Raw genomic sequence first — 14568 nt, forward strand, 5'->3', positions numbered from 1 at the left:
ACAGATAGTGGGACTCTATCTAAATTTATTGATATCCGGAAAGAATATCATGAAGAGTAGTCATTTGGAGAAGGGATTGAAAAACTATTTAAACAATCCTGACTACATTCCTTAGTATAGTAATTAAATATCGCTAGATTAAATTATAAATATCTAAGATTAACTTCTAACAACGGTAAATTATGTTAGCTATTGATAATTTAATACTATTTTTTGATGATTATAATCAATCACTGATAAATCATAATCATATAAAGACTTTAATGATGCTGAAGTTATTACTTCCTCAGGAACTCCTTGAAATAAGATTTTCCCATCTTTCATTGCAATGATTTCATCACTATAATTGATTGCTTGATTAATATCATGATGAACCATAATAATCGTCATTTGATATTTTTTATTTATTTCTTTTATTAAATTAAGTATTTCAATTTGATATTTAACATCTAAATATGTAGTTGGCTCATCCAGTAATAAAATAGGTGTTTTTTGAGCTAAAGCCATTGCCAACCAAACACGCTGCTGCTGACCACCAGACAAATTCGCTAACAAACGATTTTCGTATTCTTTTAGATTAGTTGTTGCAATGGCCCAATCTATAATTTGATAATCTTCCTCGCTTAGATTTTGATGATAACTTAAATATGGTAAACGTCCATAACCAACAATTGTCTTAACATCTAAATCCCCATAAATCTGATTCTTTTGGTGAACTACTGCAACGTTTTTAGCAAATTCCTTGATCTTATAGTCCCAGACATTTTTATCATTTAATGTTATTGTTCCATCTTTGGCTTTATAAATACGACTTAAAAGCATTAATAAAGTCGATTTACCACTACCATTAGGACCAATGATTGATGTAATCTTATTCTTTTTAAATTTTACCGAAAGTTCTTCAATAAACGGTTTATCTTGATAACTAAATTTAATTTTTTTAACTTCCATCAACATCAATACTCCGTTTCAATAAGATAATAAATAAAGGTCCACCAATGATAGCCATAATAATGGCTGCCGAGATCTCATAGGGAGCCATAATAATTCTTCCTACCGTATCCGCAACTAACAAAACAATTGCTCCTATCAATATACTAATTGGTATCAAATGTTTATGTTCAGTTCCCACTAACAATCTTGAAATATGAGGTACTAGCAGACCAATAAAGCCAATTACCCCAACTACTGCTACACTAATACTGCATAATAAAACTGCTAATAATGATAAACCAAAGCGATATACATTCACATTTACTCCTAGCGAAGTAAGGGTTCGATCTTCTAACCCTAATAGATTACATGCCTTCGCCATAAATAAAGTAATGATTATTACAGGAACCAAATAAATTAATAAGGTCATAACATCTTGCCAAGTATACAAGGAAATCGTACCCGTAGCACCACTTGTGATTGAAGCAGTTGCACTATTTGCGAGGGTAACAAGAGCACTGATAGTATAGTTGATTGCCACCCCAATCAAAATGATTCGAGTTGTTTTAAATCCAGCTTTCCACGATAAACTATAAATAATTGCAAATGTTATTAAACCTCCAAAGAATGATAGTAAAGGAGCAATCGCAGATAGTTGAGGCAAAAATAAACCAACTAGTACACTAACTAAACTCGCCCCATTAGCAATTCCAATGATTCCCGGATCAGCTAACGGATTCTTTAAAACAACTTGAAATAAAAGTCCAGATAATGCTAATGCACCACCTACTAACATGGAGATGATAATTCTTGGAAAGCGAATACTATATACACTTGCTACATCGACATCGTATTCAATAAATAACCCTTTAAACAATTGAACAATTGAAACTTGAATACTTCCAAGATTTATTGCGATAAAAAAACAGATAAATAATACTAATATTAAAAAGATTATAAATATTCGCGGATGTTTTTTAATTAGTTCCATATAAAATTCCTTCTAAATTTTCTAAGCCTTTTTGATAATTAAAATTAGCACTCATCCCAAAATAATTATTATCTAAATTATAAACTTTTCCATTTTGAACTGCACTGAATTTACTCCAAATATCATTTTGAGCAAATTCGGTTTCAAAATTCTTCATTACTTCCTCTGGCATCGCATGACTAGTTCTCAAGATAATATCAGGATTTTGTTGTAACATATCTTCAGCATTGACATTGACAAAATCCTGACCATTACCATTACCATAAACATTTGTTCCACCAGCTAATTTTACTAAATCACCAACATAGCTAGATTCTGTAGCAACAAGGTAGCTGCCACCTGGCAAACCCATCAAAATTAAAACCCGTGGACTTGCTGTGTTTTGGTATTTAGCTCTAAATTCAACCATATAATTAACAAATTCATCTACTAATTTATTCGCTTTTTTCTCTTTACCTAATAAGCTTCCTAACTCCTCAATACTTTTAAACATACCTGCTACACTTTTAAGATTTAAGAAACTAGAACTTACAGCAATTTTTTCATATTTAGAAGCTAAATCACCCTCCAATGAATTAGGGCTTAATACTAGCGATGGTTTTAAAGTTGACAATACTTCCATATCTGGCGACATTGCAGTTCCTAGTTCTGTCGCTTTTTTATATTTCTTTGGTACTGTATAACTTTCAGTCGTCGGAATGCCAATTACCTGATCAGCTGGAACATCCAAAGCTTCTAAAATTTCCGTAACAGCTACCGAAGTTGCTGCAATCGTCAAATTATTATTATCACTTTTTCCACTTTGATCTACACAACCAATCATTGACAAAGCAAGGACAAGAACAAGAAAACTATTTTTTAACTTTTTTAACATAATAATATGCTCCCCCTCCTGCTACGACAGCTATAACCGCTACAATTCCAATAATCAACAGCGTATTATTACTACTATCCTTTTTTTGCTCACTTTGTTTTAATAAATTTTTAACTGTCAATTTCTTCTTTTCATTAACTTTGCCATTTGTATCAATTACATGGCTAGATAAGCCAGAAATACCATCAAATAAACTTTCACGTGACACTTCCCCCACTGTAGTTACCGGCGTTTCTACCACTGGTTGTTCTTCATTTGTTGTCGTATCACTAGTTTGATTAGAATTCGTACTTGTATTATTGCTGGTGCTATTATTAGTAGTTGAATTATTATTTACCGAATTTCCATTATCGGCAGTGGCTGGTACCATGGTACTAGTGTATACACCTGTTCCCGGAGTAATAGATCCTTGATTTAATTTAATAAAAAATTGCACATCACGCCCCATTGGAGCGACATACATGATAGGACTAATATAATCATTTAATGAATTAATTTGAATTCGATAATGATTTACCGTGTCACCATTAGCACTACTACTTCCTGTTTTAGTAGCACTAACACTATTAAAAGAACCACCACTATTCATGATTTTAAATCTTACATTTGAAACATTTGAAGCTAATCCCAAACCAACAGTAATATAATATTTACCACCAGTTTGCTCTAATAACAAATTGCCTTCTACAATACTTGAAACCATGCTATCACCTAATGTAATATTAGTACCACCATCTTCGGTGTTACCAGTTAGAGGATTAACGTAAGACGTGGAGCGTCCAATTAAGTACGCTCCATCGTCTAGGGCAAAAGCTGGTTTAATATTAATTGTCATCGTTATGATGGCAACCAATATTAATAATACTTTTTTTATTTGCATAATCTTTTTCTTGTTAAATATGCCGCAGCCACTAATGATGAAACTAATAATCCTCCCATTAATTCCATATTAGCATTATCTCCAGTTTTCACTGAACTACTTGATGTTCCTGTAGTTTGGTTAGTCGTTGGAGTTGTTGTATTTGGTGTATCGTTTGTATTATTATTTGATTCACCATCTACCTTAGGTGCTTCAATTGAATCAGATACAAATTTTAATGTGCTATAATCAACTTTCATTCTTGCTGGAATATCACTATTCCCCATCATAGCTACATGTGGATTTACCACAACATCAAATAATTCTTCCTCATTTGGTAAAACGAAAGACCACATAGTTGCTTTACCATCAGCATTTTTACTTACAATAACAGCTGGATTTGATTTATAATCATCAGTTGATGAACCAATGTATAATTCCTCTAACCATGCTTTAATTGTTCCCATAGTCATTTCTTTAGTTGTGATATACATTGTTGCTACACCATTTTTAACTACTACTGTAGCTTGACTGTCAATTGCACCCGCTGCCATTGAAGCCTTATCTTGAGTCGCATTCCATAAAGCAACATCTACTGTATATGTACCATCTTTAGCAAATTTGCTTGTACTTTCTGGTACTACTAGTGTTGGATTATCCAATCCTAAAGATAATCTCGCCTCAGAACCATGAGTACTTCCACCATAGTAGAATTTTACATTTGTTAATTTTGTATTTTTTGCTAATGTAAATTGCATTTCACTTACATTTCCATCACTATCACGTCCTGTGATATCAACTTCTTTATAAGAAGTTCCATCAGCCTGCTCAACTTCCATTTTATCAACGTATGCAGTTTGACCATACACAGTAACTGCACCCATTTGTAATGTTACTAATAAAGTTCCATCTTTTGAAGTAACCGTAGCGCTCTTGACCGCTTGGGCAGCCATTGATTGTACATCTTCATTTGCTTTTAATACATCGCTAGTCACAGTATAAGTACCATCAGCTAATGTATATTCAGGTGCTTCTGGTTCTTCAGGAATAACAATATCCGCTGTACTGTATTGAATATACGCATCAACTGTCGTACCCATCGCGTCAACAAACATTTCAATATAAACACCCTCACTGTTTACCGCTACAGGTATTTTAACTTTTTCTACTTGTTGCTTTCCTTGATCATCTTCGCGATAACTAATAACTTCAGCAGCATGTTTTTCTGATTTTGTATCAGTTTCATAATATTGGATATTTCCTGCATTACCAACTAAGCCCATTAAATTTAATGTTTTAAATTCAGCAGTTAAATACCACTTTCCTTCCTCTACTGATAATTCTCCATTTTCTGCTAATGCTCCAGCTGCCATTGAATCATTTGCAATATTACTTGCATTCTTCAATTTTGTTGGAATAGTATATTTACCATCTGGTAAATCGCTTACCTGAGCAGCATCTACATTACTTAATGTGGCTATCTGAATTCCAAATGCCAGCATTAAAACTAATACTACTTTTAAAAGTTTTTTCATTTTCTTCCTCCCTCTTTTTCTTTGTTAGAAAAGACTAACTATTTAGTTAAAAAATATAGAGAATATATTCTCTGCTAATGTTAGCTAAAACTAACTACATCCATTATTTTACATACATCTAATCTTAAAACAACTACTAATTTTGTTGCCCCCATTGAAACAATCTTTTCAAAAAATATCTTTTTTCTTTATAAATACAGCATTTTTTGATGTTTCATCGATGAAATACTATTTTATAATAACGTTCATAATTGCAATACTCTCGGGCATATGAATTTTACCAACCGTTGGTTTAACCTTTATCTTTACACTCGTTTGCAATATCCGTTCTTCCTTTGAATAATGAAAACGTAATTTTGAAATAGGAATAATATAATCATCCTTGATCATACGACATTCGAGATAGTCTTCTCCTACTTGGTATTTTAAAGAACTCAGCTTCCCTTTAAGAACCATTTTCCCCATCATCGATTCTCGTTCAACTTCTTTTGGCTTTAAAACTAATCCTCCATGTCCCATTTTTATATCCAATATTCCTGGATGAAAGAAACCATCATTAGCCATTGATATTTCCATCTTATCAGCTTTATAAACAGTAAAAGCAAACAGGTATTGACCATCATCAAGATTAGCACTAAGCATATCTCCACTAATTTCTTTTACATTATCAATCAATTCAAATAATCTTTCTTTACTAGTGTTGTTAACAAGTTTAGCACGTGCTTTAGATGATAGTGTTAAAACTAATGATAGTGCCTCTTGATACGCTTCTTCATCATCAAAATTAGCTGTATATTTTAACCAATCAGATAATTTATTAATATCTTTTAAATATTCCCTTGCCATTCTACATCCCTGGCATGATAAAATTCCCTTCCCTTTTTCAGTCGTTAACCCCTCCTGATAGAAGGTATTCAATACTCGGCTAAACGTTGATTTTGATACTCCGACCTCTTGCGCTAACCGAGTAACTGTGTAATCCATTTCTCTTTGTTTATATAAAAATAATAAATATGATAGTTTTTCTTTTGTTAGCTGCATAATCCCCTCCAAAGTTAGTTTATGCTAACATATTATCGTATTTATTCCTTTAAAACAAGATAAAATAGCTATATTCATGATGAACATAGCTATTTTTAACTACTTATTACTTAAAGATCATATGAAAAACACACTGGGCAATTATGTTCTTTATCAAAAATAATTTGCGTCTTAACACCATAAAGTTCCTGAATCACTTCTGAAGTTATTATATCTTTTGGGCTTCCTTCTTTAAAAACTTTGCCTTCTTTCATAGCAATGATCCAATCACTATAACGTGAAGCATGATTAATATCATGTAAAACCATGACAATTGTCTGTTGTTCTTCCTTATTTAATTTACTCAATAATTCTAATACTTCTAATTGATGACCAATATCTAAGTATGTTGTTGGTTCATCTAGTAAAATTGTATTTGTCTGCTGAGCAAGTACCATCGCAATCCACACTCGTTGTTTTTGACCCCCAGATAAATCATGAACCAACATATCCTTTATCTCAAAAGTTTGGGTTTCTTTCAAAGCCCACTCAATAATCTTTTGATCTTCTTTAGTCGATGATATCCTCTTATATGGATAACGACCATAACTAACTAACTCATAAACACTTATTCCTTCAGGGGTATTTAGAATTTGTGAGAGAAAACCTATTTTCTGAGCTATTTCAGCTGTTTTCATAGTTTTCAAATCTTTTCCATCAAGAATTATTTTACCATCTTTTAATGGTAATACCCGAGCCATTGTCTTTAACATGGTTGATTTCCCACATCCGTTTGGTCCTAAAATAACGGTAATTTTATTTTTAGGAATTACAATATTTTGATCTTTCAAAACAATCTTTTTACCATAACCGGTACTTAACTGTCTAGCTTCAATAATTCCCTTCATCATGATCTCTCCTTTTTTAATAGATAAATAAAATACGGCACTCCAATCAATGATAAAATAATCCCTGTTGGAATTTCAACAGTACTCATCAGACTTCTTGATAAACTATCACCGATAATAACCATAAGGCTTCCCATTAACATACTGACCCATAATGAATAACGATGATTGCTACCAACTAACCTTCTTGCAATATGCGGTGCGATTAAACCTACAAAAGGAATAGAACCTCCAAAAGCAATGGTAAAAGCTGCTAAAAATCCGGCTAAACTAATTAAAATAATTGTTTGTTTTTTTAAATCAACCCCCAAGGTTATTACACTTTCCTTTCCTAACGAAAAAATATTTAGAACATCTTGATATTTCCACAATATTACTCCAATAATCACTAATATTGTTATTAATAAAGCTATTTTTAGCCAGTCTGTTCCTGTTAGAATACCAGCATTCCATAATTGCACATACGAAAACTTTTGACGATTCAGCTTTGCTGAGAAGAATAGAATTAACCCTTGGAATCCTAAATTAAGAGCTACCCCACATATAGTCATCCGAATTGGATCTATTCCACGTTCTTTTTCATAAATCAAAAACATTAGTAAACCAATCGTTATTACAGCACCAATCATTCCAGCTAAAGGCATCCAAACATAATCTAAAAATATATCTGTTCCACTAACTAAAATATATAACAAAACAAAGAATGAAATTCCTGAGTTTATTCCAATTACACCCGGATCAGCTAAATCATTTTGTAATACTGTTTGTAAAATATGTCCTGCCAAAGCCATTCCACCACCTACTAAAATGGCACATAACAAACGCGGTAACCGAAATTGAAAGATTACTAATTGTGTATATGGATCAAATAATTCACTTAATTCAATTTTCATCTGACCTATCGTGAATGACAAAAAGCTTGATACTAATAAAATGATTATCAGAAAAATGATTATTCTTTTTTTCTTTAACATTTTTTATTTATGCTCCTTTCCATAAAAAGGAAAAATGGAACACCAATCAGTGCCATAATTATTCCTAGTGGTGTTTCATAAGGTGGTTGTAGATTTCTAGCAATAAGATCGATAAGAATTAAAAAGACTGCTCCATATATCGCAGACATAGGCAAAATAATTTGATAATCCTCCTTTTTAACTAATCGTCTTACCAAATAAGGAACAATCAAACCAATAAATCCAATTGACCCAACAATACTAACTGCCATTCCCGCTAAAAGCAGTGCCGCTAAACATACTAGTATTTTACAACGAGGAACGTTTACCCCTAAACCAACAGCAGTTTCTTCACTCATTGAAATAATCGTAATATTTTTCCCTTGCCTCAAAAGCAAAAATAGACCAGAAACAAATAATAATGTCGCTAAAATAAGTTCTTGATATCCAATATTAGCAGTTCCGCCTACATTCCAATATGTTAATTCTTGACCAATTCCAAAATAAATTGCTATAAACTGGCTTAACGAAGTAAAGAAAAGTGAGACTGCAACACCAGCTAATAATAATCGTTTAGAATTATTAGTATACTTCCCTTTTCCCATTGTCATCGTTAAAAATAAACCTAATCCTGCTCCGACAAAAGAATACATCATCATTAAAAGAAAATTACTGCGACTGACCAAAGCAAAGCAAATTGCTAACATAAAGGAAGCACCCGCATTGATTCCTAAAATTCCCGAATCAGCTAAATGATTTTTAGTCAGTCCTTGCATTGCTGCTCCAGCCATCGCAAATGCACTACCGACGATTCCAGTCGCTAAAATTCGAGGAAATCTAAGATTAATAATAACTTCATAATCATTTCCATTACTCTTTTTACCTAAAATGATTTTAAAAAAATCTTCCCATCCTATTGTCACCGCACCAAATTTTAATGAAAAGAAAATGATGATAGGTAATAGACATAGTCCTACTATCAGCCATTTTCTTACTTGTTGGTTATTCATACAGTGCTAAAATACTTTGAGTAATGTTTTTTAACTGTTCTTTTGTTGATAAAATATCTTGATAGATATATGCACTTGAATCATATGTAATTACCTTTTGGTTTTTTACAGCTGGAGTTGAGTTCCATACACTATTATTTCCAACTAAATCCATAGGATCTTCTTGCCAGCCACCAATCATTATCATATCACCGGCATACTCATTGATTGCTTCTAATGAAATAGAACGATATTGTTCACCATTAATAATTTCTTTTTGAACAACTTCGGGTGCTTTTAATTCTAATAAATCGTATAAAACTTCTCCACCACGACCTTGTTTATTTCCATATACAAATAATTCTTTACTATATGTTTCCATCAAAGTTATCGTCTTGTTAGATATTTTAGCATCCTGTAACTGCTGCTTATATCCAGCAACTTCTTGATTGAAATCAGCAAGCAATTTTTTCCCCTCCTCTTTCTTATTTAAAACATCAGCCATCCAAGTGATTCTTTCGGCAGTTGACATATTTAAATAATCAACTAGTACCGTTGGTGCAATCTTAGATAAATTATCATAATCAGCCTCAGAATATGTAATAATTAAATCCGGTTTTAATTTTGTCACTGCTTCCATACTATACTGCCCATACGCATCATCACCATTAATTGAAGGTACATCTTTCAAATCTTCTTCAAATACAGAATCTTTGTATACATATGTAGTTCCAACCGGCTCCACTCCTAGTGCAAGTGCATCTCCAACAAAATAATCTATTACAACACGTTTAGGCTCATTAGGAATCTCTATTTTTCCTTTTACTGTTTCAACTGTTCTTATTGTATCTTTAGTGGCAGCTGAACAACCAGTTAAAATAAATAAACTTAACACTAATATAGTTGATAGTACTTTTTTCATTTATATCTCCCTTCTTAGTTAGTTTTAGCTAACTTATGTTGTGATTCTAGCATGGCTTAATTTCTTTTACAATATTTTCACTAATATTATGTATTTTTACATTTATTTTATGTATAATTTAACTGGTGATAATTATGATATGTAGAAATTTGACAGAGTACTATAATATTTTCTTTAATAAACTAGCTTTCCAATACTATCAGTATGATAACTTTTCCTTATATATAAATCCTCAACAACCTGAAGAATTCATTATTCATGTGCATATTGCAGATATGTATGAACTTTTTGTTGGTGATTTTACTGCACCCTATGATATTGAAATATCATTTGAAATAAGTGAAACATATCTACAGCTAGGAATGCTTCTAACTGGTGAAATTGAGTATGATTTAAAAGAGAGTCATAATAATCATTTAGAGCCTTCTAGTTTTTATTTAAATGGTTCAAAGCGTAGTGGATTACAAGTTTGGAAAAAAAATCAACATTATCATTCTACAGATATAATCATAAAAAAAGATTTTTTCGAAAAAAAATTATCGGCATATGGATATTCCTATACAACACTAGAAAAAATTGAAAAAAATAAAATATTTCGACCACTCCCCTCTAAACTTTTACAATTAATGCAAGAAATATCTGACACTTTAAGAAATAAAGCAATCTCACAACTATATCTTGATGCTCAATTAATGAAGATCGTCTACTTTCTGTTACCTCAAAATAATATTCTATATCCCCAATCTAAAACTATTACAATTAAACTAAAATGCGGTCGAAACATCTTACTAAATAATGATGATCAAGAAATAATCCAGCAGATTCACAATGATCTAACTGTTAACTATCAGCATCCCCCAACAATTAAGGAGCTGGCAAAGATTCACTATATTAGTGAGCAAAAACTTACAGCTGGTTTCAAATACTTATATCATTGTAGTATTCATGACTATATTAGTAATTTACGCTTAAATATGGCTAATAGTATGCTGTTATCTGAACAATCTACAATTATTCAAATTGCTAAGACTTTAGGTTTTTCTAATGCTAATTCTTTTATCTATTTTTACCGTAAAAAAACTGGTATAACACCTAAACAATTCCAATTAACACAACGCTAAAGGGGCTGTTTTTTCTCAATCAAATAGAAATTATTATCAACCTCCCATATTATCTTATATACCCTTTTTCCATAAAAAAGTACTCTAACAAGAGTACTTTTTAATTATATTTTTTTCTAGTTAATAATAAAATTATTAACATTGTCCCACCCAATAAACTATAACCAATGATTTTTGAATCATCACCAGTATTAATACTATTTTTTATTGATGAATTAGTTGTCTCGATCACATTACTATTATTTTGATTATTTACATTATCTTGATTTGGCTTGTCAGTAGTTGAATTATCAGCTTTTTGACGATAATCATATGTCATTAACATTCCATCAAACTTTCCACGATTTAGATTCTTGAAATCTCCATCATTTGATTCACTATACACCAGTAATGAAATTTGATAATCATTTAATACCATAATCTCTGAAGCATAATCAGCTTTTGAACCACCAATATTTTCGATTGTTTTCAAAGTACCATTCTTTTCATAATTTGCAATAAAAACATCCATACTTCCCTTATTAAGACCTGTTACATCATAGTCTGTTCCTCTTGATTGACCAATAAATACATATTGATCTTCAAGTTCTATCGCACTTATCATTTCACTAGCTTCACTACTCTTGATCACATTGACCCATTCTGTCTCACCAGTTTCATTACATTTTAAAACATATGCATTGTCATACCCTGTTCCAATTGGAGCAAATGTGTCAGTAGTTGATTTAGTGTTACCCATTAAAATGAATCCACCATCACTAGTAGCTAAGACACTATTACAATAATCATTGCGATCGCCACCATAAGCTTTAGTCCACAATAATTCACCAGTAGCACTAATTTTTGCAGCAAAGCAGTCAAATATATCTCCATACCAGTCAACATCTGCAAAATCACCACTTTTTGAAGAAAGACTACCAGCAACAATAAAACTGCCATCACTTAGAATATCTAATCCCGAACTTGAAGTTTCAATATTTTTTCCACCTAAAACTCGTTGCCAGACTTTTTTACCATGAGCATCATATTTAACTATGACTAAGTCATATAATCCTCGATTTTGATTTTCCATATCGCCATCATTTGAATTTGTTTCTATTAAAACAGCAATACCGCCATCATCCGTAGCTTTAATTTGTTTAACTTGATCGTTGGCTGAGCCACTAAAATTACTCATCCAGATCAGCTTACTGTTAGAGTCATATTTAGCAATAAAAGTATCCATTTGACCATGAACGGTACCAGCAGTATCTAACTGTGCAAAATCACCGGTTGGAGCCACATACACCCCTTCTTGATATCCACCACTAACTACAAAACCACCATCATCTAGGCCACATACCTTAGCTGCATATGCAATTGAGTCGTACTCTGTTCCTCCTAAAGTAAGAGTTTTTAAAAGTTCTCCTTTTGGATCATATTGATTAATATAAGCTATTGAACCACCTTTTAACAGATTTTGAAAATCACCATCATTTGAGTATGATTGCCCTACAGCAACAATATTTCCATTTTTCAAAACTGTCATATCATCAGTATAATCATAATCACTACCACCAATATTTACTTTCCAACTAGTTTTAAAGTCTGGCTGTTCTACTTCAACTGGAGCAAAATATGGCGGATTGGTAGTTTCTACCATATCTTTACTAGAGAAAGATAAACGTATATCTCCCATTGCTTTATCGATATGTAATTTGACCGGTGTATCTAAATCATCAACTTCAAGCGTAACTGTTTTTACTTGTGTTACTTCATCGTACTCATCTTTCAACACCGCTATCATTTCACCATTTTTTTCATAACTAACTTCCCCTAATGTTGAAGCGCTAACTTGAGTTCCCATAATTGTTGCGTTAGTAAAATAAATTGTTACAGCATACTTAAAGCCAATTTTTTCAACATATGCATCTTTATATAATAATGGTGCCATCATTGAAAGACTATCTTCATTAGCTTTCCAAGCTTCTACCGGCACTAAATACTTTTCTTCTGCATATTGCTCTAGTGTTGTTCCCGCTAAACTAGCTAAAAAGCCATCATACTTACCTTTTAATTTTCCTTCAAACAAGCCACTATTAGAATTTGTATTACCATAGACGATATAGTCATCATTTGCTCCAGGAATAATTCCTTCTGGATTATCTTTTCCATCTCCACCATAGCTTGAAATATTTAAACAAGTTCCATCCTTTGAATAGTGGGCAATATAAATATCTTCTTTACCGTATGTCTTTATCCCTGTAAAATCTTGATCATTAGTATCAAAGGTTCCAACCGCTAAAAAACCATCACTAATCGCTAAAAGATAATCTCCTGTTGTCTTACTATTATTAGCAAGGCTTGTAGTCCATTCAACTTGTCCATTTGAATCAATCTTTAAGGTAAATGCAACATTATTTTCCTCTTCATTTCCAACAATACCACTATTTGAGTTAGTCGTTCCTGTTAATACATACCCATTATCAATATCACTGCTTGATATTTCTGTTTTATCAGTAGATACTTTTTTATTATGAGCTCTAATTATATGATTAAAAACATCATCTCCAGTTCCACCAAAAGCTTTTACCCATTCTTTTGTTCCATTTTCATTAAACTTAACAACAAATGCATCTTTACCACCATGAGCTAATCCTTCGAGATCTCCATCACTAGAACTCGAATAACCAGCTGCTAAATAACTACCATCGCCATAGTTAGCAACTACTGAAGTAAATTCATCCATTTTCTTGACTGCTTTATCACCGCCAGTTCCACCAGCTCGATTAATCCATTCAATATTTAAATCTTGGTCAATCTTTACAATAATTGCATCGCGATCAGTTTCAATCTTATTCAAACCGTTCATATCTAAATCAGTAGAATGTGAATAACCTGCAACAATAAATCCACCATCGCCAGCTGGTTGAATAGCCTTCAATTCATCCGCATCACTACCCCCAACAGTAACAACCTTAATTAAAGTTCCATTTGAATCTAGCTTAGCGATTATTCCATCTTTTCCCCCCTTATTAAGATTGGCTAAATTACCATCATTAGACTGGCTTACCCCTACTGCAACATAACTGCCATCATTAGCTTCAGTTACAGCATTAAAACTATCTGCTGCACTCCCACCTATTAAAGTTTCCCACTTTATTTGGCCATTTTTGTCATATAGCATAACAGCACCATCACTCTTTCCTTTAGCCTGTTCAATACCTGTTACCTTATTGCCATCAAAAGTTCCTGTTGCAATAATATCACCATTGATCAGTCTTTCAGCATCATTGACTGTATCTGGAGTAATACTATTATTACCATTATCTCCATACATCGTAACCCAATTAGCCACATTATCCGTTTCAACCGCATTAACCGTTATCGAGCACATTGAAACAATCATTCCCAATGAAAGCACCGATATGAGTGCTTTATTTAAATTTTTTCCCATTTTACTGTCCATTTTTCCTTTCTCTTT

12 protein-coding genes are annotated in these 14568 nt (G+C 32.3%); 1 reads left to right on the forward strand and 11 read right to left on the reverse strand.

Going from position 1 to position 14568, the window contains the following annotated elements; translation table 11 throughout:
• Positions 1 to 189: 189 nt before the first annotated feature.
• The 10 genes from KSU54_RS07735 to KSU54_RS07780 all read right to left on the reverse strand — a co-directional run bounded on the left by KSU54_RS07735 (position 190) and on the right by KSU54_RS07780 (position 9984).
• The gene (locus KSU54_RS07735; protein ID WP_003535148.1) at positions 190 to 951 is read right to left on the reverse strand and encodes an ABC transporter ATP-binding protein; all 762 of its coding nucleotides are present in this window, start codon (positions 949 to 951) and stop codon (positions 190 to 192) included.
• Positions 941 to 1924, reverse strand: coding sequence for a FecCD family ABC transporter permease (locus tag KSU54_RS07740; protein WP_117792008.1), 984 nt, complete (start codon positions 1922 to 1924; stop codon positions 941 to 943). The genes KSU54_RS07735 and KSU54_RS07740 overlap by 11 nt, the downstream gene beginning before the upstream one ends.
• Entirely contained in the window at positions 1911 to 2798 is an 888-nt protein-coding gene (gene isdE, locus KSU54_RS07745; RefSeq protein ID WP_003535151.1) for a heme ABC transporter substrate-binding protein IsdE, read from the reverse strand. Before isdE ends, KSU54_RS07740 begins: the two co-directional genes overlap by 14 nt.
• Positions 2776 to 3678, reverse strand: a complete 903-nt coding sequence (locus tag KSU54_RS07750; RefSeq protein ID WP_003535153.1) for a heme-binding Shp domain-containing protein — start codon at positions 3676 to 3678, stop codon at positions 2776 to 2778. Before KSU54_RS07750 ends, isdE begins: the two co-directional genes overlap by 23 nt.
• Complete coding sequence (locus KSU54_RS07755) at positions 3669 to 5192, reverse strand: NEAT domain-containing protein (protein ID WP_003535155.1); 1524 nt, start codon at positions 5190 to 5192, stop codon at positions 3669 to 3671. The genes KSU54_RS07750 and KSU54_RS07755 overlap by 10 nt, the downstream gene beginning before the upstream one ends.
• 228 nt (positions 5193 to 5420) lie before the next feature.
• Complete coding sequence (locus tag KSU54_RS07760; protein WP_003535157.1) at positions 5421 to 6233, reverse strand: hypothetical protein; 813 nt, start codon at positions 6231 to 6233, stop codon at positions 5421 to 5423.
• A 110-nt stretch (positions 6234 to 6343) separates the two neighbouring features.
• Positions 6344 to 7120, reverse strand: coding sequence for an ABC transporter ATP-binding protein (locus tag KSU54_RS07765; protein WP_008792433.1), 777 nt, complete (start codon positions 7118 to 7120; stop codon positions 6344 to 6346).
• Positions 7120 to 8094: a FecCD family ABC transporter permease gene (locus KSU54_RS07770; protein WP_003535160.1), complete on the reverse strand. Its 975-nt coding sequence runs from the start codon at positions 8092 to 8094 to the stop codon at positions 7120 to 7122. Before KSU54_RS07770 ends, KSU54_RS07765 begins: the two co-directional genes overlap by 1 nt.
• Positions 8088 to 9083, reverse strand: coding sequence for a FecCD family ABC transporter permease (locus tag KSU54_RS07775; RefSeq protein ID WP_008792435.1), 996 nt, complete (start codon positions 9081 to 9083; stop codon positions 8088 to 8090). Before KSU54_RS07775 ends, KSU54_RS07770 begins: the two co-directional genes overlap by 7 nt.
• Positions 9076 to 9984 carry an ABC transporter substrate-binding protein gene (locus KSU54_RS07780; RefSeq protein WP_003535163.1) on the reverse strand — a complete coding sequence of 303 codons (909 nt, stop codon included), beginning with the start codon at positions 9982 to 9984 and terminating at the stop codon, positions 9076 to 9078. Before KSU54_RS07780 ends, KSU54_RS07775 begins: the two co-directional genes overlap by 8 nt.
• A 134-nt stretch (positions 9985 to 10118) precedes the next feature.
• Between KSU54_RS07780 and KSU54_RS07785 the strand changes: the two genes are divergently transcribed.
• Positions 10119 to 11105, forward strand: coding sequence for a helix-turn-helix transcriptional regulator (locus tag KSU54_RS07785; protein WP_003535165.1), 987 nt, complete (start codon positions 10119 to 10121; stop codon positions 11103 to 11105).
• A 100-nt stretch (positions 11106 to 11205) separates the two neighbouring features.
• Here KSU54_RS07785 and KSU54_RS07790 read toward each other — a convergent pair whose 3' ends face one another.
• On the reverse strand, positions 11206 to 14553 hold the full coding sequence (locus KSU54_RS07790; RefSeq protein ID WP_003535167.1) for a hypothetical protein: 3348 nt from the start codon (positions 14551 to 14553) through the stop codon (positions 11206 to 11208).
• Positions 14554 to 14568: the final 15 nt, after the last annotated feature.

Source organism: Erysipelatoclostridium sp. MSK.23.31, from assembly GCF_019125875.1.
Taxonomy (GTDB): Bacteria; Bacillota_I; Bacilli_A; order Erysipelotrichales; family Coprobacillaceae; genus Thomasclavelia; species Thomasclavelia ramosa.